23 protein-coding genes are annotated in these 22010 nt (G+C 57.5%); 13 read left to right on the forward strand and 10 right to left on the reverse strand.

The window, feature by feature from the left end; genetic code table 11:
* Positions 1–21: 21 nt before the first annotated feature.
* The 5 genes from ACR0J2_RS06500 to ACR0J2_RS06520 all read left to right on the forward strand — a co-directional run bounded on the left by ACR0J2_RS06500 (position 22) and on the right by ACR0J2_RS06520 (position 6102).
* A complete protein-coding gene (locus tag ACR0J2_RS06500) occupies positions 22–1341 on the forward strand; it encodes a glutamine synthetase family protein (protein WP_170806403.1) in 1320 nt (439 codons plus the stop codon).
* Between the two features lie 59 nt (positions 1342–1400).
* Entirely contained in the window at positions 1401–2081 is a 681-nt protein-coding gene (locus ACR0J2_RS06505) for a type 1 glutamine amidotransferase (protein ID WP_480812045.1), read from the forward strand.
* The gene (locus ACR0J2_RS06510; protein ID WP_480812046.1) at positions 2081–3439 is read left to right on the forward strand and encodes a glutamine synthetase family protein; all 1359 of its coding nucleotides are present in this window, start codon (positions 2081–2083) and stop codon (positions 3437–3439) included. Before ACR0J2_RS06505 ends, ACR0J2_RS06510 begins: the two co-directional genes overlap by 1 nt.
* A 12-nt stretch (positions 3440–3451) precedes the next feature.
* Complete coding sequence (locus ACR0J2_RS06515; RefSeq protein ID WP_480812047.1) at positions 3452–4756, forward strand: NAD(P)/FAD-dependent oxidoreductase; 1305 nt, start codon at positions 3452–3454, stop codon at positions 4754–4756.
* A gap of 131 nt (positions 4757–4887) precedes the next feature.
* A complete protein-coding gene (locus tag ACR0J2_RS06520; protein WP_480812048.1) occupies positions 4888–6102 on the forward strand; it encodes a DegT/DnrJ/EryC1/StrS family aminotransferase in 1215 nt (404 codons plus the stop codon).
* Positions 6103–6154: 52 nt separating this feature from the next.
* Here the strand turns inward: ACR0J2_RS06520 and phaR are convergent, their stop codons facing one another.
* The 3 genes from phaR to ACR0J2_RS06535 form a co-directional block, all read right to left on the reverse strand.
* Complete coding sequence (gene phaR, locus ACR0J2_RS06525) at positions 6155–6709, reverse strand: polyhydroxyalkanoate synthesis repressor PhaR (RefSeq protein WP_170614643.1); 555 nt, start codon at positions 6707–6709, stop codon at positions 6155–6157.
* Between the two features lie 134 nt (positions 6710–6843).
* On the reverse strand, positions 6844–7290 hold the full coding sequence (locus ACR0J2_RS06530) for a phasin family protein (protein ID WP_170614642.1): 447 nt from the start codon (positions 7288–7290) through the stop codon (positions 6844–6846).
* Between the two features lie 130 nt (positions 7291–7420).
* Complete coding sequence (locus ACR0J2_RS06535) at positions 7421–9223, reverse strand: class I poly(R)-hydroxyalkanoic acid synthase (protein WP_170614641.1); 1803 nt, start codon at positions 9221–9223, stop codon at positions 7421–7423.
* Positions 9224–9334: 111 nt separating this feature from the next.
* Between ACR0J2_RS06535 and phaZ the strand changes: the two genes are divergently transcribed.
* Positions 9335–10606 carry a polyhydroxyalkanoate depolymerase gene (gene phaZ / locus ACR0J2_RS06540; RefSeq protein ID WP_480812049.1) on the forward strand — a complete coding sequence of 424 codons (1272 nt, stop codon included), beginning with the start codon at positions 9335–9337 and terminating at the stop codon, positions 10604–10606.
* A 38-nt stretch (positions 10607–10644) separates the two neighbouring features.
* On the opposite strand, the gene ACR0J2_RS06545 is transcribed toward phaZ, so the two are convergent.
* The 4 genes from ACR0J2_RS06545 to ACR0J2_RS06560 form a co-directional block, all read right to left on the reverse strand.
* Positions 10645–11361 (reverse strand): alpha/beta fold hydrolase, encoded by a 717-nt coding sequence (locus ACR0J2_RS06545; protein ID WP_480812050.1) that lies wholly within the window; start codon positions 11359–11361, stop codon positions 10645–10647.
* An 83-nt stretch (positions 11362–11444) separates the two neighbouring features.
* Entirely contained in the window at positions 11445–12059 is a 615-nt protein-coding gene (locus ACR0J2_RS06550) for a hypothetical protein (RefSeq protein ID WP_480812386.1), read from the reverse strand.
* Positions 12060–12132: 73 nt separating this feature from the next.
* Entirely contained in the window at positions 12133–13125 is a 993-nt protein-coding gene (locus ACR0J2_RS06555) for an alpha/beta hydrolase (protein WP_480812051.1), read from the reverse strand.
* Entirely contained in the window at positions 13125–13874 is a 750-nt protein-coding gene (locus tag ACR0J2_RS06560; protein WP_480812052.1) for an alpha/beta hydrolase, read from the reverse strand. Before ACR0J2_RS06560 ends, ACR0J2_RS06555 begins: the two co-directional genes overlap by 1 nt.
* Positions 13875–14092: 218 nt before the next feature.
* On the opposite strand from ACR0J2_RS06560, the gene thrS reads away from it, so the two are divergent.
* From thrS to ACR0J2_RS06585, 5 genes are all read left to right on the forward strand, one after another.
* Positions 14093–16051 (forward strand): threonine--tRNA ligase, encoded by a 1959-nt coding sequence (gene thrS / locus ACR0J2_RS06565; protein WP_480812053.1) that lies wholly within the window; start codon positions 14093–14095, stop codon positions 16049–16051.
* Between the two features lie 221 nt (positions 16052–16272).
* Positions 16273–16575, forward strand: coding sequence for a BufA1 family periplasmic bufferin-type metallophore (locus tag ACR0J2_RS06570; protein WP_170614635.1), 303 nt, complete (start codon positions 16273–16275; stop codon positions 16573–16575).
* Between the two features lie 71 nt (positions 16576–16646).
* Positions 16647–17504 carry an MNIO family bufferin maturase gene (gene bufB, locus ACR0J2_RS06575; protein WP_170680367.1) on the forward strand — a complete coding sequence of 286 codons (858 nt, stop codon included), beginning with the start codon at positions 16647–16649 and terminating at the stop codon, positions 17502–17504.
* On the forward strand, positions 17501–18262 hold the full coding sequence (locus tag ACR0J2_RS06580) for an HvfC/BufC family peptide modification chaperone (protein ID WP_480812054.1): 762 nt from the start codon (positions 17501–17503) through the stop codon (positions 18260–18262). Before bufB ends, ACR0J2_RS06580 begins: the two co-directional genes overlap by 4 nt.
* Positions 18259–18777, forward strand: a complete 519-nt coding sequence (locus tag ACR0J2_RS06585; protein WP_170614632.1) for a DoxX family protein — start codon at positions 18259–18261, stop codon at positions 18775–18777. Before ACR0J2_RS06580 ends, ACR0J2_RS06585 begins: the two co-directional genes overlap by 4 nt.
* Before the next feature lies 1 nt (position 18778).
* On the opposite strand, the gene ACR0J2_RS06590 is transcribed toward ACR0J2_RS06585, so the two are convergent.
* Both ACR0J2_RS06590 and ACR0J2_RS06595 read right to left on the reverse strand, forming a co-directional pair.
* Positions 18779–19147: a hypothetical protein gene (locus ACR0J2_RS06590; protein WP_480812055.1), complete on the reverse strand. Its 369-nt coding sequence runs from the start codon at positions 19145–19147 to the stop codon at positions 18779–18781.
* A 41-nt stretch (positions 19148–19188) separates the two neighbouring features.
* On the reverse strand, positions 19189–19506 hold the full coding sequence (locus ACR0J2_RS06595; protein WP_480812056.1) for an ArsC/Spx/MgsR family protein: 318 nt from the start codon (positions 19504–19506) through the stop codon (positions 19189–19191).
* 215 nt (positions 19507–19721) lie between these two features.
* Here ACR0J2_RS06595 and ACR0J2_RS06600 point away from each other — a divergent pair, with 215 nt between their 5' ends.
* On the forward strand, positions 19722–19928 hold the full coding sequence (locus ACR0J2_RS06600; protein WP_008758035.1) for a cold-shock protein: 207 nt from the start codon (positions 19722–19724) through the stop codon (positions 19926–19928).
* A 442-nt stretch (positions 19929–20370) separates the two neighbouring features.
* On the opposite strand, the gene thyX is transcribed toward ACR0J2_RS06600, so the two are convergent.
* Positions 20371–21282, reverse strand: coding sequence for an FAD-dependent thymidylate synthase (gene thyX, locus ACR0J2_RS06605; RefSeq protein ID WP_170680383.1), 912 nt, complete (start codon positions 21280–21282; stop codon positions 20371–20373).
* 177 nt (positions 21283–21459) lie between these two features.
* On the opposite strand from thyX, the gene ACR0J2_RS06610 reads away from it, so the two are divergent.
* On the forward strand, positions 21460–21888 hold the full coding sequence (locus ACR0J2_RS06610; protein WP_170614628.1) for a VOC family protein: 429 nt from the start codon (positions 21460–21462) through the stop codon (positions 21886–21888).
* Positions 21889–22010: the final 122 nt, after the last annotated feature.

Genomic DNA, 22010 nt, shown 5'->3' on the forward strand with positions numbered 1-22010 from the left:
ACGAGAGTATTGGAGACCAAAATGGACCTGAGCGCCCTGCCCGGTTTTCGTGTTGCTGCCTGTGACCTTAACGGTCAGATGCGCGGCAAACGCGTGCCGTCCTCTTATGCAGAAAAGCTGAACAAAGGCGCGGTCCGCATGCCGTTTTCGGCGCTGAATGTCGATCTTTGGGGCGCGGATATCGAAGGCAGTCCGCTGGTATTTGAATCCGGCGATGCCGATGGGATGCTTCTGCCGACCGATCGCGGACCGATTCCCATGCCCTGGCTTGATGCCGAAACCGCGCTGGTCCCGATGTCATTATATAATGACAAGTCCGAGCCATACGCAGGGGATCCCAGACATGCGCTTGCCGCAGTTCTGGCCGACTATGCAAAGCGCGGCTGGTCCGTGATCGCGGCAACTGAACTGGAGTTCACGCTGCTTGATGCATCGGGATCACAACCCGGAGCGCCTGCCAATCCGGTCACGGGTCGCAGATTGTGCGACGAGGCTGTCCTGTCCCTTGCGGAGTTGGACGCCTTTGATGCGTTCTTTACCGAGCTCTATGACGGTTGCGTGGCCATGGACATCCCCGCCCAAACCGCCATTTCTGAAAGCGGAATCGGCCAGTTCGAGATCAACCTGAACCATCAGGAGGCCATGCGCTGCGCCGATGACACGTGGCTGTTCAAGGCCTTGACCCGTGGACTGGCCCGCAAACACGGCTTTACGGCGACCTTCATGGCCAAACCTTATCCGCAAGACGCAGGCAACGGGATGCACGTCCATTTTTCCGTGGTCGATTCATCGGGCCGCAATGTGTTTGACAATGGTGGCCCCGATGGCAGCCACGAGTTGCATGCGGCTGTTGCAGGCTGTCTTGCCGCGATGCCGGGCAGTACGCTGGTTTTTGCCCCTCACGGAAACTCCTACACGCGCCTCGTGCCCGGGGCGCACGCTCCAACCGGGGCAAGCTGGGCTTATGAGAACCGAACCGCTGCCATCCGTATTCCCGGCGGCGCGCCGGTGGCACGTCGAATTGAACATCGCGTGGCTGGTGGCGACATCAACCCCTACCTGATGCTGACAGCTGTGTTGGGGGCAGCATTGGCCGGTATCGATGACGGGTTGCAGCCGCCCCCGCCGATTACCGGAAATGCCTATGAAATTGCCGGGCTACCGCAATTGGCAGGCGACTGGTCCTCGGCCATATCCGCGTTCGAGGCCGACCCGATGATCCGGCGGATCTTTCCCGCTGAACTGATCCGTAATCTTGTCATGACAAAACGGCAGGAGATCGCGCGGTTTTCCGAGCGCGCGCCAGAGACGCACTGGCTCAGTTACCTCGAGGCCGTATGACCCCCTTGCCCGCGATAAAGGACTCGCGTAGAATAAAATTTGATCAAATTTGGTGAATCATGAAAATCGGAATCCTAGTTACCGGCCACGCACCTGAACAGCTGGCTGACGACTTCGGCGAATATGATGCGATGTTTCGCGCCCTGCTGGATGGTCATGACTTCGAATTCGTGACCTTCCAGGTGGTCGACAATCAGTTCCCGAAGGACGTCTCTCAGGCTGACGGTTGGATCATCACGGGATCGCGTCACGGCGCTTACGAAGATCATCCGTGGATACCCCCGCTTGAGGACCTGATCAGGGAAATCCAGAATTCCGGAAAGCCGCTGATCGGCGTGTGCTTTGGCCACCAGATCATCGCCAAGGCGCTGGGTGGAACGGTAGAAAAGTTCCAGGGCGGCTGGGTTGTCGGACGCACGGATTATGAACTGGACGGCGAGACGGTTTCCCTGAACGCCTGGCATCAGGATCAGGTAACCCGGTTGCCCGAAGGCGCACGCGTGGTTGGTCAGAACGGGTTCTGCCGCAACGCAATGATCGCTTACGGAGACACGATCTGGACGGTGCAGGCGCATCCCGAATACTCCGATGACTTTATCGAGGGCCTGATGAGGACGCGCGGAAAAGGCGTGGTCCCGGACCCCATTTTGCAGGATGCGGCCAACCGCACGCGCGGACCGATCGATAATCCCGCAATTGGCCGTCAGATGGCAGAATTCCTGAAGAAAGAGAGGGCCTGATGGCCGACTGGAAAAATCAGCTGCCAGAGGCAGCGCGCGAGTATATTGAAGGCCAACGTCTGGATGAGGTCGAGTGCATTATCTCGGATCTGCCGGGGATTGCCCGCGGCAAGGCCGTGCCTGCATCAAAATTTGCCAAGCAATCCTATTTTCATCTGCCCGACAGTATCTTCTATCAGACGATCACGGGTGACTGGGGCGAGGCAGCGGGCGAAGATGGCTTCATCGAACGCGACATGATCCTCAAGCCGGATTTCTCGACCGCTTCGGCGGCGCCCTGGACGGGTGACTGGACGCTACAGGTTATCCATGACGCCTATGACCGGGACGACAATCCGATCCCGTACAGCCCGCGCAATGTACTGAAACGCGTCGTGCAGCTTTATCATGACCGGGGCTGGAAGCCGGTCGTCGCACCCGAGATGGAGTTCTTTCTGGTCGCCCCCAACGTCGATCCGGCGCAGGAAATCAAGCCGATGATGGGCCGTTCGGGCCGTCCGGCTGCAGCGCGGCAGGCATATTCGATGACTGCGGTGGACGAGTTCGGCCCGGTGATCGACGACATCTATGACTTTGCCGAACATCAGGGATTCGAAATCGACGGCATCACGCAAGAAGGCGGCGCGGGCCAGTTAGAGATCAACCTGCGCCACGGCAGCCCGGTGAAACTGGCCGATGAGGTCTTCTACTTCAAACGCCTGATCCGCGAAGCTGCACTGCGTCACAACTGCTTTGCGACCTTCATGGCCAAACCCATCGAGGACGAACCGGGCTCGGCGATGCATATTCACCACTCGATCATTGATATCGAAACCGGTGAGAACATCTTTTCCGGGCCGCAGGGGGGCGAGACGGACGCGTTCTATCATTACATCGCCGGATTGCAGAACCACCTGCCCGCCGGTCTGGCCGTCATGGCACCTTATGTGAATTCCTATCGCCGCTATGTGAAGGACCACGCCGCCCCGATCAATCTGGAATGGGCGCGTGACAATCGGACGACGGGCATCCGTGTTCCGCTGTCCAGCCCCGAAGCGCGTCGCGTTGAGAACCGCATCGCGGGTATGGATTGCAACCCCTACCTGGGCATCGCCCTGTCTTTGGCCTGTGGGTATCTGGGACTGACACAGCAGGAACGGCCCCGGCGCCAGTTCTACGGCGACGCCTATGAAGGCGACGGTGACATCCCGCAAGTCATGGGCAGTGCGCTGGATCTGTTTGACGAGGCCACAGCCCTGCACGAGGTTCTGGGACCGGAATTCGCCCGCGTCTACAGCATCGTCAAACGGGCGGAATACGAAGAATTTCTGCAGGTGATTTCCCCGTGGGAGCGCGAGCATCTTCTGCTGAACGTTTAAGGTACTTGCGCGATGAACCTGCTCTATTCCAATGACCGCAAGGCGGAATACCCGCCCAGTTGGTATGCCGCGACCGCACATGCGGCTGATCCTAGTCCTGCCCTGACCGGCGATTGCACCGCGGATGTCTGTGTTGTCGGTGGCGGATACACCGGCCTGTCCGCAGCGCTGCATCTGGCTGAAGCCGGATTTGACGTCGTTCTGCTGGAAGCGCATCGCGTGGGCTTTGGTGCCTCGGGGCGCAACGGCGGCCAGTTGGGCAGCGCGCAGCGAATGGATCAGGAAGATCTGGAGCGCCTGGTTGGCGATGATGACGCCGCCAAGCTTTGGGATCTTGCCGAAGACGCCAAGGATCTGGTCAAGTCCCTGATCTCCAAACACCGGATTCAATGCGACCTGAAGCCCGGAATCGCCAATCTGGGGCTAAGCAAATCAGATCGGGTCGGACTGCATTCTCATGCGGAACACCTGTCCAAGCGGTATGGCTATGACGAGATGCAGTTGCTGGACCGCGAGGCGGGCCATGCGCTCTGCCCTTCTCCGACTTATCAGGGCGGGTATCTGGATATGGGGGCAGCGCATCTGCACCCCCTAAACTACGCTTTGGGACTTGCGCAGGCGGCCCGAAAGGCTGGTGTTCGTATCCACGAGGGGACCGAAGTCCTTAATATCTCGGATGGTAATGGCGTAAGTCTTCGGACGGCACAGGGAACAGTCAAGGCTGACCACGTCATACTGGCCTGTAATGGCTATCTCGGTGATCTGAATCGCAAGGTTGCCGAACGTGTCATGCCCATCAACAATTTCATAGCGGCCACCGAACCGCTGGGAGACGACGCCGCGCGCGTCCTGACGCGGGATGTGGCCGTTGCCGACACAAAATTCGTTGTGAACTATTTCCGGCTCAGCGCGGATGGCCGCCTTTTGTTTGGCGGCGGCGAAAGCTATGGCTATCGCTTTCCCACTGATATTGCAGCAAAAGTCCGCAAACCGATGGTCGAGATCTTCCCGCATCTGAAAGATGTCAGGATCGATTACGCCTGGGGTGGAACTCTGGCCATAACGATGCGTCGGATGCCTTATCTGGCGCGACTTGCCCCGAATATCCTGTCTGCCTCAGGCTACTCAGGTCACGGGGTCGGCACGGCCACCCATGCTGGTCAGTTGATGGCTCTGGCCATTCAGGGACAGGCCGAAGGATTCGATACGATGGCGCGCGTTCCCGCCCAACCGTTTCCCGGCGGCCCTGCCCTGCGCAGCCCACTGCTGGTTCTTGCCATGACGTGGTTCGCCTTGCGCGACCGTCTGGGCCTTTAGTCTGATCTGGGGATCAGGACCGACTAAACTTGCGACAATTTGGTGAAATTTCGCCGACGGGCGATTACGCTCTTGGCTTGTCGGCGTTGTGAATTTATATTTACAAAAGTTAGAATTCAGGAAAACCAAATATGTCGCTGCCACCCAATGTTCACGAAGCCGAACCCATCCCCGCAGCCGCGCGCGAAGCGATTGATGCGCTGATGCAATCCGGCGACCTGTTTCGCTACACAGCACCCCAGGATTCACCCGTCGCACTGCTAGAGGCGGAATTTGCCGCGCTTTTGGGATCCAAATACGCTTTGGCGGTTTCATCCTGCTCGGCCGCACTGTTCCTGTCCCTGAAGGCGCTGGGTTTGCCACGGGACGCGCGGGTGCTGATACCCGGCTTCACCTTTGCCGCAGTGCCATCTTCCATCGTTCATGCCGACTGCGTCCCTGTCCTGTGCGAGGTTGGAGAAAACTACCGCATCGATCTAAAGGATTTTGAGGCCAAGCTGGACGGCGTTCAGGCGGTCATCATCAGCCACATGCGCGGCCATACCTCGGATATGGATGCCATTATGGAGCTGTGCAATGCGCGCGACATCCCTGTAATCGAGGATGCGGCCCACTCGCTTGGCACCACCTGGCACGACCGCAACATCGGAACGATCGGCAAAATGGGCTGTTTCTCGTTCCAGTCCTACAAAATGATCAACGCGGGCGAAGGCGGTATTCTGATCACCGATGATGCCGATCTGGTGGCGCAGGCCGTTATCATGTCGGGTGCCTATGAGCATAACTGGAAAAAGCATAAAACCCCGCATGGCGATAACTCGCCCGAGTTGGATCTGGCATTTGCGCGCTGGCAGAACCGGTTGCCGCTATACAACCTGCGCATGAGCAACCTCAGCGCCGCCGTTATCCGCCCGCAAATTCCGGAACTGGCCCGTCGTGTCCGGGACGGCCTGGCAAATCACGACTACGTGGCGGATCGTCTGAACGCGTCACCCAACATTTCCGTGCCCGCCCCGCTTGATCCTGAAAAGCGCGCACCGGATTCAATTCAGTTCAACCTTGTCGGCATGAACGAGGACGAGATCCGCGCCTTTGCAACCGCAGCAGAGTCTCGCGGTGTGAAAGTGCAGGTTTTTGGCCTGAGCGAGGACAACGCGCGCGCGTTCTGGAACTGGCAGTTCTTGCCGGAAACGTTCGACCTGCCGGAAACCCGCGCAATGCTGATGAAAGCTTGCGATGTTCGTCTGCCCGTGCGCCTGACCCGTGAAGAACTGGATGTGATTGCGGATATCCTGCTGGCTTCGGTCGGTGACGTGACAGCGCCGGCGATGGCTTTTGGAACCTGAAAAACCAAAAGGCCCGCCGCTGGCGGGCCTTGTTAGCTTCGGGTCTTCACCCTCAGTTCAGTTTGGATAGTTTTTTCTGCAGCTCAGCCAGCTGCTTTTTGATCTCATCCAGGTCTTCTTTAGGCTCTTCCTTCGCCTCGTCGTCCTGGGTCGGCGCCGACCACCCGCCCGACAATCCGCTGGTCATCGCCTTCAGGAAAGCCTGCTGCTGCGCCTGCATCGCCTCAAACCCTGGCATGTTGCTCATGGGGTTCATGGCGTTCATGTTTTCCATCATCTTGCTTTGGCTTTCGCGCAGCATTTCGAACGAGCTTTGCAGAAATTGCGGCATCATGCCCCCACCGGGCACCATGTAGCTGCGCACAAGATCGTTCAGCACGTTTACCGGCAGAACGTTTTCACCCCGGCTTTCATGTTCAGCGATGATTTGCAGCAGGTATTGCCGCGTCAGGTCGTCCCCGGATTTCAGGTCGATTATCTGAACTTCGCGGCCATCCCGGATAAATCCGGCGATATCTTCAAGTGTTACGTAGTCGCTGGTCTCGGTGTTATACAGCCGGCGACTGGCATAGCGCTTGATCAATAACGGTTTTTCTTGGTCCGACACCCTTTACCCTCCCCAAGGATGATGCGTTGCAGCACAGGTTATGCGAGTGCAGCACAAAAAGAAAGGGCAGGTCAATCGACCTGCCCAGCGCGATGGCACCAAATGGGAGGAGAGGGTGCGCCTCGCGGACGTTCTTACTTGGCAGCGGTTGCCTTTTTGGCCGCAGCAGTCACGTCGTTGGTGGCTTTCTTGACAGCCGAGCTTGCTTCTTCAGCAGCTTCTTTGCCGGCAGCCATCAGCAGTTCGACGGTTTCGCTCTGCAGTTTCTTGGCGATTTCAGCGAAAGCAGCCATGTTTTCAGCAGCAACTTCAGCCGAAGCGCTGGCGAAATCGGTTGCGGCTTTTGCGTAGTCGGCAGGCTCTGCCTTTGCTTTCGACATTTCGGTCAGTTTGGCCAGAGTGTCTTTGGTCCATTTGCTGGAGATTTCTGCCGATTTTTCAGCAGCTTCCAGAGCAACGCCCGACAGCTTTTCGTTCAGCGAAGCGGTCGATTTGAACGCGTCTTCCAGTGCGGTTGTGTCAACCGGGAATGCACCCATCATGTCTTTCATGACGGCGGTAAAATCCTGAGTCTTTGCCATTGTCTTAATCCTCTTTGCTGGACCGGGCCCACCCCGGCGTTCGTCAGCTTGAGGACAATATGCTTTCTGCATCGCAGCATTTCAAGTTCTTTTTGCTGCGATGCAGAAAAAATTTAGTTTCAGAATTAAATCAGCGATTTGCCTTGACCAGAACATAGGTCCCTGGGGCCGGACACAGGCTCGGATGTTTCGAATCGCCCGTTTCGCGGGCCGGTATCTGTTTGCCAGACCGCTTTTTTAGCCAGGCTTCCCACATCGGCCACCAGGATCCTTCGTGAAAATCCGCTTCTTTCAACCAGGTGTCCGCGTCCGTCTTCAGGTCCGGGTTCGTATAGTGCCCGTATTTCTTCTTGCTGGGCGGGTTCACAATTCCGGCAATATGACCGGATTCCGAAACAACAAAGGCTTTCGAGCGCGATCCCATCTGCTGAACACCGCGATAACAATCCTTCCAGGCTGCTATGTGGTCCGTCTCGCACGTGATGGCCATCAACGGGACATCCACGTCGCTGATATGCAGATTTTCGCCCAGCAGTTTGAACCCATCAGTAACAAATTCATTGTTCTGACAAAGCCCGCGCAGGTATTGGATTGCCATTCGGCCCGGTAGGTTTGCGCCGTCTCCGTTCCAATACAGCAAATCGAATGCCGGCGGTGTTTCACCCATCATGTAGCTGCGGATTGCAGGTGTGTAGATCAGATCCCGCGACCGCAGGAAGGACATTGTGCGTCCGATAATCCAGGCCTTTAGGATGCCATCCTTTGACACCTGATCCTCGATCCCGTCCACAAAATCGTTCTGCAGGAAAGGCGTGAACTCGCCCTGCTCTCCGAAATCGGTCAGCGTTGTAAAGAACGTGGCCGATTTGACCGATTTATCACCACGTTTCTTCAACAGCGAAAGCGTCAGGCTAAGCGTAGTGCCGGCAATGCAATAGCCCACGGCGTTTACCTGTTTGACCTTGCAGATATTCTTGGCCTCTTCGATCGCGGCCAGAAACCCTTCTTCGATATAGTCCTCAAGTCCGATATCTGCATGTGAACTGTCTGCGTTGACCCAACTGACGACAAACAGGGTATAGCCCTGCTCTGTCACCCACTTGATCAGGCTGTTCTGCGCTTTCAGGTCCAGGATGTAAAACTTGTTGATCCAGGGCGGGAACAGGACAATGGGCGTTTCATGGACTGTTTCGGTCGATGGCTTGTACTGGATAAGCTCCATCATGCGGTTGCGAAACACCACATCGCCGGGCGTGGTCGCGATGTTTCCACCGATCTCAAACGCGCTCTCATCCGCCAGCCGAACCACAAGTTCGCCGTCGTTGGCCTCAAGATCCGCAACCAGGTTCTCCAACCCCTGGATCAGCGACTGACCGTCGGTTTCGATGGCTTTCTCGAGTGCGTCAGGGTTGGTAGCCAGAAAGTTGGTCGGAGCCATCATGTCGATGATCTGACGAGAGAAGTAGGCCAGTCTGCGCTTGTCCTTGTCTTCAAGGTCTTCAACCGAGGCTACGGCTTGCGAGATCGCTTCGGCATTGGTCTGATACTGTTGACGGATAAAGCGGAAATAGGGGTTGTTTTCCCACATCGGGTTAGAAAACCGCCGGTCTTCGGGCAGTTTGTCTTCGGTATCAGGCTCACCTTTAGACAATACCTGCTGTGCTTCGGCAAAGTTCAGAACCGACTTGCCCCAGAACTCGATCTGATGCTCAAGCAGCTTGGCCGGGTTCTGCATCGCTTCGGCCCAATAGGCCGTTGCTGCTTTTGCAAAAAGCTCTTGATTCGGGCCATCCAGGGCGGGGGTGTGCGACTTTTTTCCAGCCATCACTTCAACAAGCCGTTTCGAGAGGTCTTCGACTTTGGACAAATTTTCCTTAAGACGTTCAATATGTTCGTCCGACAGGTCCGGCGTATTGTCTTCGGTAGTTGTCATTATAAGGATTCCCCCCTAACGTCGCTGCTATGCAGAATAACGTCGTGAACGCGTAGCGCAAAGCGGCGAATGGTCCGAAATCTCAGGATAATACTCAGGAGGCCCGAATACATGCGCTATATGATGACGTATGACCTGATGGAAACCATGCGCAATACCAACCAATGGTTGGGTGCAACCGCCAGCGCCATGGCCTCTTATCCGCTTTTCGCAATGGCCCCGAGCCCTGCGTTCAGCATGATGGCTGCCTGGGGAGAGGTTACCGAACGGACGTTTCAGCGCATGGTCGTCAAACCGGACTGGGGTATTCGGACCTTCACCTGCGAAGATGGCAAGGACCACCTTGTCGACATCACAACCGTTGTCGAACGCCCTTTTGGCGATCTGATCCATTTTCGGGTCAACGGTCGCGAAGAACAGCCGCGCAAGGTTCTGCTGGTGGCGCCGATGTCCGGGCACTACGCCACTCTGTTGCGCTCGACCGTCAAGAGCCTGCTGGTAAATTGCGAAGTCTACATAACCGATTGGCATAACGCGCGTGATATCCCGGTGTCCGAAGGCAAATTCGATGTCGAGGATTACACGCTTTACCTTGTCGATTTCATGAAGGAACTGGGTCCGGACACACATGTTGTTGCCGTGTGTCAGCCCGCGCCGCTGACACTGGCCGCAACAGCCTATCTGGCGGAACATGATCCGAAGGCGCAGCCCAGCACACTGACGCTGATCGGCGGCCCAGTCGATCCGGATGCCACCCCGACCGAAGTTACCGATTTCGGGCGCAGAGTGACAATGGGCCAGCTGGAAGAGACAATGATCCAGCGCGTCGGTTTCAAATACAAGGGCGTCGGCCGCATGGTCTATCCCGGCCTGTTGCAACTGGCGTCGTTCATGTCGATGAACGCGGACCGTCACTCCAAGGCGTTTTCGGATCAGATTCAGCGAGTTATGCGCAACGAAGCCTCAGACCACGACGCCCATAACCGGTTCTATGATGAATACCTCGCAGTCATGGACATGACGGCCGAATTCTACCTGTCCACTGTGGAACGTGTTTTCAAAAATCGCGAAATTGCCCGAAATGAGTTCATTGTGGCCGGTCACAAGGTGGATATCGGGAAAATCACAGATGTCGCGGTCAAATCCGTTGAAGGGGCCAATGACGACATCTCGGCCCCTGGCCAGTGTATTGCGGCACTGGACCTGTGCACCGGTCTGCCGGACGGCAAGAAGGCCAGCCATGTCGAACCCGGGGCCGGTCACTACGGCATCTTTGCCGGGCGCAGCTGGCGCGACAATATCCGGCCCCTGGTGATCGACTTCATGAACGCCAACAGCCGCAAACCCCAACACACGGCCGCAAACAAGAACAAAGTGGCCTGATCCTAAGCCTGAGGCAGGCCACCTTTTTCCAAACAGCGTTATATGTGACTGATCCGCGCCGGACGGGAAAGCCAGCGCTGCATTGCATCCGTTACGGCTTGCGGCGATTCCAGCATTGGCACATGCCCGGCGTCGTCAATCACCTGCAACTCCGCATTCGGAATGAGCTCGGTCATAAAGGCATGTTTTCGCACCGGTGTCAGCGTATCATGCACCCCACACAGGATCAGCGTCGGGACATTGATCCGCCGCAATGCACCCTGCTGATCCGAGCGGCGCTGAAGGGCGCGCATCTGGCGCACAAACAGGTCAGGACCCAATTCTACCGCCATCGTCAGAAGTTCATTCAGAATCGGGATGCGGTTGGGCCCCGGGGCCAGCGCATCCGAACCGATAACATCGCGCATGATGTCTTCAAGTCGCCCGGCCTGCGCACCCACTATCAGATCCTCGCGCGCTGCGGCCAATTGCGGGGTGTCTGCCTGCGCATCGGTCGACATCAGACACAGGCGCGAGACTCGCTCGGGCGCGCGGCGTATAATCTCAAGCGCAACGACGCCGCCCATACTGAACCCGGCCAGCGCAAAACATCGAGGCAACACATCCAGAAGCGAAGAGGCTATCTCCTCAATCCGCTCACCGGTCGAGACCGGGGCCACGGTCACTGCACGCTCATGCGACAGGACAGTCATTTGCGACTGAAACAGCCGAGCGTCGCACATCAATCCAGGCAAGAATACCAGCGGCTCGATCACGCGGGGCCTCCACCCTTCCGCCAATCCCGGCGTCTCCGTTTCTTTCAGGATGGAAGTTTTGCAAGTGGCCGACAAGCTGTTATTCAGGGGTATCGGATGGCCCGGAACCCGGGGAAATCACTGTAACGCCCGCGTCGTGTTTTGGCATCTTCTTCTGGCTCTGCACCGGGCCGCAACAGACATCCGCGTGGCGCGATGTAACTGTCGATCCGCCTTTGCGGCTTTGGTCGCCAAACCAGGTTAAAGGCGCACAGTTTCGGGAAAAACCAAATCTCCGAATAATCCAGATGATCATGCATCCACCAGGCCAGATCGCGCCAGTCCCGCCCTTCGTCATATTGATCCGCAAACCATGGAATGACGATGGACGCCCCGGCTATTCTGGCATCCCCGGTTCCACGATCCCAGATGTGGCACTCCAACGGATGGTCGTTCCGCGCGCAATTCAGCCGGTTTTCGTTCCCGAATCTGTTCAGAGACGGCGACCGGTATCCCGACCGAACGGCCACCCGGCCAAATGTTTCTTCCAGCGGGTCCAACAGGGTCTGGCAAAACGCCCGGCCAGTCTCGATGGCCAGGTCCGGGTTTTCTGGCAGGTTCTGCTTTTCGTGGAAATTACCGATTTCGGAATACAGGAAGTCACGCATGAAAAAATGCCGGGACAGGCGCACCCGGCCCAAGGTCTCAAGGCTCCACATGCCGCCCGGCTTGCGCATTCTCAACCTCCGCCCAAGGCATCGCGCCTGTGCCGACTTGGTGCTTCTCCCGGCATCATTCCACACCCAGCTCCTTTAGCCAGCCCAGTATGCCTGCGACGGTTACATCGGTCTGCCCGGGTGACATCAGACGTCCGGCAATCACGTGCGAAGACGGATCGTCCCCCGGCCCCATCGTCACAAGATGTACTGTCGCGGGCGCGCCCCAGGCTTCTGCAACCCTATGTGTTCGGTCAGGCCGCACCACCTTATCGTCATCTGAAAACCAAAACAGAGCAGGAGTTTTTGCTTCTGCGAAGTCCAATTCATTGACAGCCTCGACCAGCACGGTCAGTGGCACCACCGCCTCCCATGGGTAGACTGTCGACCAGTATTTGTTCTTTTCCGGGTTCGGCCCTGACACATCCCTGTCCTGCCCCATGATCAGCGGCAACCAATGCCGGGCCCAAGGCAGGCCAGGAAGCCAAGCCGCCGTCGTGTTCACACCGAAATTAGGTGAGACAAAGACCAGACCCACTACATCGCGGCTCAGATCCTCATCCAATGCGGCCGCCGCGGCCAACGTGCCACCGGTCGAGGTCGAGATCACCACCACCCGGTCGCCCACCGCCCGCGCCGCCGCCAAACCTTCGGCGTAGTCCTGCATCCATCCCGAAGCCGTACCTTCGGCCATGGCGTCGCCGCTCCGCCCGTGACCTTGCAGACGCGTGTAGACCAGATTGGCCCCCAGCGCATCAGCCACCATATCGGGCACCGGGCGAATTTCTTCGGAAGATGCCGAAAACCCGTGAACGTAAAGCACGGAAACAGGCGTTCGCTGCTCCTTATATCCGTCCTGCCAGATTACCCGCTTTTCAACACTCGGCACGATGTCGTCAAACGCAGACTCAGTGCTTTCGAAATAGACCTGCACGCCTTCGCCGAATTTCCTCGCATCAAAGTCTGGGTGCAGATTGACCTCTTCGCGGGGACCGAACCAATAGATCACCCCGCCGGCCAAAAGCACCACAATCAGAAAACGTCCGAGAAACCAGCCAAAACGCCGCATCAGCGATCCCCCATCACATCCAGCACGGCGTCTTCAATCAACCCCAGACAACGATCATCCGAGAACCTGTGATCGGCGTCCTTGACCAGCAACAGACGCATGTCTGGCCCTGCCGCACGCTCCAGCAAACGCATGGCGGTTTCGGTCGATACGGCAGTGTCTGCCGTTCCCTGCAAAAAACGGACCGGAAAAGGCAAACGCAACGGATCGCGCAAAACCAGATGTTCCCTTCCATCCACGATCATCCGCTTGGTGACGACATAGGGCTCCATGTAGTCCGACGGCAGTTCCACATGCCCATCCGACTCGATTGCCGCTTTCTGTTCGGCAGAGAATGAGGCCCAGTACCCGTCCTCGGTGAAATCCGGCGCGGCCGCGATCGTAACCATCCCGGCAATCCGGTCAGGCAATTCGCGCGCCAGCAGCAGGGCCTGCCACCCGCCCATGGACGATCCAACAACAATCAACGGTCCATCGGTCAATGCGGAAACCGCGGCCACGGTATCCTGATGCCAGTCGCCAATACATCCCTCCTCGAACGAGCCGGAGCTTTCCCCATGCCCGGAATAGTCGAACCGCAGAAAGGACTGCCCCCGCGCGCGCGCCCATGCCTCCAGATGAACGGCCTTGGTGCCCTCCATATCCGACTTGAGCCCGCCCAGAAAAACTATGGTCGGCCCCGCGCCCTCGCTCTTGTGATAGGCCAGTCGGCGACCTTGCGCCGTTTCAAGAAATTCCGTCGCTGCCATGAAATCCTCACTTCCTTGTCAGCATCATGCACGCCGCTCGCCCAAGTGCAATTCCCTGACCATTTCATCTTTTTGAAAATACTCCGGGGAGCGCGAGGGGCTGGCCCCTCGCCTGCGCGGTGCTTGACACTCTGCCTTGCACCTGCCAAAGCATCCGCACACACATAACCCGCAACCGGGCGTTCAGTGGGCGCCAAACCGACGAGGAGAGCCAGATCATGGCCCTGGATTCCCAATCCGTCTCACTCACCTTTCCCGATGGCAATGCACGTTCTTATGACGCAGGCGTAACGCCCGCGCAGGTGGCTGCCGATATCTCAACCTCACTGGCAAGAAAGGCCATCTCGGCCACTGTGAACGGCCAGCACTGGGACCTGCAATGGCCCATCGAAGCGGATGCCGACATCGCCATCCACACCATGAAGGACGAGGTTCAGGCCAATGAACTGATCCGTCACGACCTGGCGCATATCATGGCCCGCGCCGTGCAGGAAATCTGGCCCGACACCAAAGTCACCATCGGACCGGTCATTGAAAATGGCTGGTACTACGACTTTGACCGGGCGGAACCTTTCACGCCCGAAGACCTTGGCCTGATCGAGAAAAAGATGAAGGAAATCATCAACAAGCGCGACCCTGTGACCACCGAGGTCTGGGATCGTCAGCGTGCGATCGATTTCTACACCGCCAATGACGAGCCCTATAAGGTCGAACTGATCGACGCCATTCCGGGCGACGAACCGCTGCGCATGTACTGGCACGGCGACTGGCAGGACCTGTGCCGTGGCCCGCATCTGCAACACACCGGGCAGGTGCCGGGTGACGCGTTCAAGCTGATGTCCATCGCGGGCGCCTATTGGCGCGGCGACAGCAGCCGCGCGATGTTGCAGCGCATTTATGGCGTGGCCTTCACCGGCAAGGAAAAGCTCAAGGCCCACCTGCATATGCTGGAAGAAGCCGCCAAGCGGGACCACCGCAAGCTGGGCAAGGAGATGGACCTTTTCCATCTGCAACCCGAAGCACCGGGCCAGATCTTCTGGCACCCGAATGGCTGGACCATCTATACCCAGTTGCAGGACTACATGCGCCGTCAGCAGAAACGCGGCGGCTATGTCGAGGTGAACACGCCGCAAGTTGTGGACCGCAAGCTTTGGGAAGCCTCCGGCCACTGGGACAAATATCAGGAAAACATGTTCATCGTCGAAGTGGACGAGGAGCACGCGCGCGACAAGGCGATCAACGCGCTCAAACCGATGAACTGCCCCTGCCACGTGGAGATCTTCAAACAGGGCCTCAAATCCTATCGCGACCTGCCGCTGCGCATGGCCGAATTCGGATCGTGCAACCGGTACGAACCGTCGGGCGCGCTGCACGGCATCATGCGGGTACGCGGGTTCACCCAGGATGACGCGCATATCTTCTGCACCGAAGAGATGATCGCGGACGAGACCAAGCGGTTCCTCGACTTCCTGTCGAATGTCTACAGGGATCTCGGGTTCGAGAATTTCAAGGTCAAATTCTCGGACCGCCCCGAGGTGCGTGCGGGCACGGATGAACAATGGGACAAGGCCGACGAGTTGCTGAAAGCCGCCTGCGATGCTGCGGGCTGTGCCTATGACCTGAACCCGGGCGAAGGCGCATTCTATGGACCGAAGCTGGAGTTCGTTCTGACAGATGCCATCGGACGCGACTGGCAGTGCGGCACCCTGCAGGTGGACTTCATCATCCCGGAACGTCTGGGCGCGACCTATATTGCGGCGGATGGTGAACGGCACACGCCGGTCATGCTGCACCGTGCCTGCCTCGGATCGTTCGAACGTTTCATCGGCATCCTGATTGAGGAACATGCGGGCAAGCTGCCGTTCTGGCTAGCGCCGCGTCAGGTCGTCGTGGCCTCGATCACTTCCGATGCGGACGATTATGTCCTGGAAGTTGTCGAAACGCTGAAAGCCGCCGGTGTCCGTGCCGAGGCCGACATCCGCAATGAAAAGATCAACTACAAGGTCCGCGAGCATTCGGTCGGCAAGGTGCCGGTCATTTTGGCCGTCGGACACCGGGAAGTTGATGAGCGTACTGTCAGCGTCCGGCGCCTGGGTGAAAAACAAACGCAGGTACAGTCACTTGATGCTGTAACAAAAGAGCTGGCTCAGGCCGCAACCGCGCCCGACCTGCTGTAACATTCGGCGGCAATTCGCCCTGAATCCGGCCCCACATCCGGGGCCGGATTGAAACAAAATCTAATTTTCATTTCAAAAACAATTTGTTAACCTGCAAGAGGGCATGACGCTCTTTGACGGGGTTGTGAGACACGGGCTCGTGAATTCAACTATGAGCTTCAAGCCACTACCTTTGTCATTGTCGAACACAGACATACGCAGTCACTAAAAGGATTAACGAGATGTCGAACACCGCAAAAACCCTTGTCATCGCAAGCGCAGTCGCAGCCGCTGTTTCTGGTGCCGCAACCACCGCAACAGCGCAAGCGAAAGAGAAATGCTATGGCGTTTCGCTGGCCGGTCAGAACGACTGCGCCGCAGGACCCGGCACCACCTGCGCGGGCACCTCGACCGTAGATTATCAGGGTAACGCATGGACCTTGGTTGACGCAGGCACCTGCGCCGATATCGAATTGCCCAAAGCCGCTGATGGCGCGGCCCGCAAAGGTTCGCTGGAACCGCTCGAGCGTGATCTGCCGGCATAAGGCCAGCCACACGAGATTACCGGGGCGGGCAATGTCGCCCGCCCTTTTCGTCGTGATCAGGAAAAATGCTCATGCTGGATGATGCACTCAGATCAAACCGGTTGCCTGCGGCACCCGGTGTTGGCTACAAACCGCAACATTTTGCGCAAATCCTTGAACACGCGAAACCGGTGGCGTGGCTGGAAATCCATGCCGAGAATTATATGGGCGACGGCGGTCGCCCGCTGGCGCAGTTGCGTCACCTGTCCGAACAATTTCCCATTTCCGTTCATGGCGTTGGCCTATCCATCGGTGGCGAAACGCCGCTGGACCCGGATCATCTGGCCCGCCTTAAACATCTGATCGGCTGGCTGAACCCCGCCAGCTTTTCCGAACATCTGGCCTGGTCTACGCATGACAGTCACTTTCTGAACGACCTGCTGCCCCTGCCCTATACTGATGCGACGCTGGATCGCGTTTGCGACCACATCGATCAGTTGCAGGAAACCGTTGGCCGCCAGATGCTGCTCGAGAACCCGTCCAGCTACCTCGCGTTCGAAGAAAGCACATGGTCCGAACCCGATTTCCTGCGCGAAATTTCGCGTCGCACAGGCTGTGGCCTGCTGCTGGATGTGAACAACGTATTTGTATCTGCCACAAACCTGGATTTCTCGCCTCAGGGCTATATCGATGCCTATCCGCTGAACAAGGTCGGCGAGATCCATCTAGGCGGACATGATGAGGATGAAGACGATCACGGGCACCCGCTGTTGATCGACAGCCATGGGCGCGAAGTGGTCGATCCGGTCTGGGCACTGCTGGATTATGTTCTGGAGCGTTCGGGCCCGAAACCCGTTCTGATAGAATGGGATACCGACGTCCCCGAATGGCCCGTTTTGCGCGCCGAAGCCGAACGCGCGCAGTCAGCGCTGGACCGGGTTCCAGCATGAGCGTTTCTCAGTCGGTCTTCCATTCCGCGTTGCTGGATGCGTCTGTTTCGGTTCCCGACGGGTTGCTTGACGCGGCGGACCAGCCCGCCGGGCGCAGGTTCAGCGTCTATCGCAATAATGTCGCCGTCTCGTTGACCGAAGCGTTACATCAGGCTTTTCCCGTCATCGCCAAGTTGCTGGGCGCGCAGAACATGGACGGTCTTGCCGGGATGTTCTTGAGACAGCACCCCCCGTCTTCCCCGTTGATGATGTTCTATGGCGAAGCGTTCCCCGGTTTTCTGGCTGATCTGCCACAACTTGCGCATCTGGGATATCTGCCGGACATGGCGCGCCTGGAACTGGCTCTGCGCCGATCATACCACGCCGCCGACTGCACACCTGCGCCAGCTGACGCCCTGAATTTGTCACCCGAAGACATTATGCGATCGCGGCTGAGCTTTGCTCCTGCGATGCAGGTCATGCAATCGGATTGGCCGGTACACGCGATCTGGCGTTTCAATACTGAAGACAATGCCCCAAAACCCGAACCCGGCCCGCAAGACGTTCTGATTACGCGTCCCGAATATGACCCGATTCCGCATCTTTTGCCCGTGGGCGGCGCCAAGTGGATCAGCCATCTGCAAACAGGCGACACAATCGGTGAAGCGTATGAAAAAACGGCTGAAACCTGGCCCGAGTTCGATCTTGGAACCACACTGGCCATCCTATTGCAGGGCGGCGCAATAACCTCTGTGACTATTGAAAGGCTGGAGACATGACTGCTCTGATCTCAACCTACAACAACACGATGGAAAAGGTGGACCTGGCATCCAATTGGCTGACACCGACGCTGGCACGACTGGTGTTTGTCGCCGTCCTTCTGGTTTATTACTGGAACTCAGCGATGCTGAAGATCGATGGCTCGATCTTTTCGCCATCCGCAGGTGCCTTTGGCCAGATTTTCCCCAAGGCGGCCGAAGCCGTTCTGTATGATGTCAGCCAGATGACCTTTTTACAGCGTATCGTGATCTTCTTTGGAACCGTCGCCGAGTTCGTTCTGCCGGCATTGTTGCTGGTCGGGCTGTTCACACGCCTGGCCGCACTTGGCATGATCGGGTTTGTCTGGGTGCAAACCCTGACCGACGTAACGGGCCATAACGTTCCGTTGGGCAGCCTGTTCGACAACGCCATCTCGCTGATGGATCAGCGTGTGATGTGGACCTTCATGTTCCTGGTCATTGTCATCAACGGCGCAGGTCCAATATCGCTGGATCGGCTGTTGCGACTGAAGTGAACTAGAAATGAGCCTTGGGCTGGTCAGGTTTTCCCGCAGCCAGCCCAAACAGGCCGGCAACTGCTGCAAAAGCGACCGGGAACATCGTAAACGCGTTGAAACCAAAGGCATAGTACATCCCGACGGCCGACAGCAGCAGCAAGACGCCGGCGATCAGAGCACGGGCATGGGCCATGGCTCCGCCCGCTATGGCGAGCAACGGCGCAAGGATCGAAGTGGTCTGCACCAAAGTGGCGTTTTCGACCTGCTCGGCAACGCCTTCGATCTCGCCAAACCGGTTGACCAGTTCGACGTAGCCATAGCCGAAAAAGCCCACGACCATTCCGATCAGCCCGGCGATAACACCCAAGATCATTGCAGCGTTACGCATAATCTTCCCTTCTGTCTGCGCTTGAGCAGATAGTCATCCGATCACGCAACTCCAAGTGCCGTACGTGTTTCCGGCGTCCAGCCCAGCAACAAAGCCCCCCCGGATTCGATCAACGGGCGTTTCATCAACGTCGGGTAATCGGCGAGAAGCTCTTGCGCTGGACGCGACCGCTGTTCTTGGTCCAATCCACGCCACGTTGTCGAACGGGTGTTCAGCAAGGCTTCGCCGAATTGCTCCAGTGCCTGAGACAGCACCGAGGCCGGGACACCCTGGGTCCGGACATCCACAAACTCTGCATCTGGAATTGATTTCAACGCCTTACGGCACGTATCGCAAGTCTTCAAACCATAAAGGCGCATCTTACTTCTGTTCCTGTTTCTGCTTGGGATTTAGGCAAAATCACCGGTTTTCTTCGGTAATTCTTGATTTTTTACTTCACCGTGCAATGTTGAAAAAGACGAAACACGCAATTCGGGCCGTATCGTTTGGGCGAAACAGTGATGTGTTGCGGTTACGTCAACCACTGCCCCCACCAATTTGTGGGACAACGTGAAAGTAGAAGGAGACACGGGAAATGCCAACTGGCACCGTGAAATGGTTCAATACGACCAAAGGCTATGGATTTATTGCTCCCGATGAGGGCGGCAAGGACGTTTTTGTTCACATCTCGGCCGTAGAACGATCCGGTCTGACCGGGCTTGCTGACAATCAGAAGGTCTCGTACGAGTTACAAGACGGACGTGACGGCCGCCAGATGGCAGCTGATTTGAAGCCTCTTTAACCCCCCGCCAAGTGTGGGAAGATCAATAAGGTCGGCGGCCAATTTCAGGCCGCCGACCGTTTCAAAAGGTCCCAATCCTTACCCTCGCGCCGATTTCGCTCCGGCATGAGTGTGCTCGTCTTGTCCCATCGCAACGATACAGGACGTGCCGCTGGAATGGGTAACAACCATGGTTCAGTCACCCGATTTGCTGACCCAGACTTCCATGATCAACTCGGGCGCCTGCACCCCAGAGGCTGCACGGCTTGCACCGCACTGACGCTCGGGTTTCGAGTGCAATCTTGATGTGGGCTCGCAAATCACCTCGGCGATCGGGGATTTTGCAGGTGCGGGATTGGCCCGTATCATGCAGATCCCAAAAAAGCATACTGCACATAACATGCGGCCAGCGTGACAGCCGCATGGCACGATTTAAGGACCACCAACAGTTCGGAGACTTGCATCAACCCTGCCGGATCACGTCCTCGAATTCGCGCCATTCACGCGCTGTCATGCCAGAGTTTTCCTGCGTAACGGCCTCACCCGCCAGCATTCTGCGCAAGCTGTCGACCATCTGCGCGGATAGATTCACGGCACCCAGGCGGTAGTCTTCGAAGGCCCTGTAGGCAAAGGGAACCCAGTCTGCCACGATTTTGCACATTGTGTCGGCATAAACCCGAATCTCGTACTGGGCATGCGGGTCAGCGCGCAGCCGCAGGAAGTGGAACAGGTTGTGTAGATCGACCTTCCAGTACCATTGCGTGTAAACATTGGCGGGTAGGTTCATCCGCGCAAGTTCACGCGCCAGCCCCTGCTGCCCTTCCTGGCTGATCATGGCTTCGTAATTGTCATAGCACCGCGTGCTGTCGGCTTTGAGAATTTCCAATACACGCGCCGCTTCTTCGCCCTCCAGGGCTGAGCCCCGCCCCTGGTTGTTCACCTCGGACTGGGCCGCCACATGGTCGGGGGCCGGGATATAGAATTCGCGATCCAGAATGGAGTACCGCGCCGAGTATTCGTTCACATTGGCCGTACGATGACGAATCCACTGGCGGGCCACAAAGACCGGAAGTTTTACGTGCAGCTTGATCTCGCACATCTCGAACGGGGTCGAATGCCAGTGCCGCATCAGATAGCGGATCAGCCCCTCGTCATTCTGCACCGATTTGGTGCCTTTGCCATAAGACACACGCGCGGCCTGACAAATCGCGGCATCATCGCCCATATAGTCGATGACGCGGACAAATCCATGATCCAGCACCTGATGGGCCGTATACAGATGCTCCTCCATTCCCGCTGCGACGACGCGGCGTGTGGGATGCGATTGCGCGCGTTGCGCTTCGATCTCGGCCAGTTGGTCAGAAGACAGCGGCATGAAATGGTCCTTTCCAGCAATGAGTCGCCGCCCACTATATATCGGTAGATCAGGCACAGGAACCGCGATATGTGCGCCCAATTGCCCAAACGCACAATTGTTTGCCCTCTGCCCCTCGACACCTTGCCTTGGCGCGCTAAGCTGCAGCGCATCACCTGCACAAAAAAGGATGGCACGATGGGGCTGACTTATCTTCACACCATGGTCCGCGTGAAAGATCTGGAAAAATCACTGGCTTTCTACGAGCTGCTGGGACTGAAGGAAACGCGACGTTATGAAAGCGAAGCAGGGCGTTTTACCCTGATATTTCTGGCACCACCGGGTCAGGAAGATGCACCGATCGAGCTGACGTATAATTGGGATGGCGATGATGCACTGCCCAGCGACAGCCGCCATTTCGGGCATCTGGCCTACGGCGTCGACAACATCTATGAGACGTGCCAGCACCTGCAGGACAACGGAGTAATCATCAACCGCCCGCCCCGCGACGGACGCATGGCCTTTGTCCGCTCGCCTGACAACATCTCGGTTGAATTGCTGCAAAACGGCAATGCCCTTGAGCCGGCCGAACCCTGGGCAAGCATGGAAAGCACCGGCCACTGGTGATCGACAGATGCTCAATCGGGGGCCGGCCTTAGCGGCCCGCCCCACTCAGTGTGACGCTGGTTAATCTGCCAACCGCAGGACAGGGGCATCAGGCTCATTCGCGCGGTCCGCCTCATGCGCTC

It is taken from the genome of Ruegeria sp. CG4 (assembly GCF_056537185.1).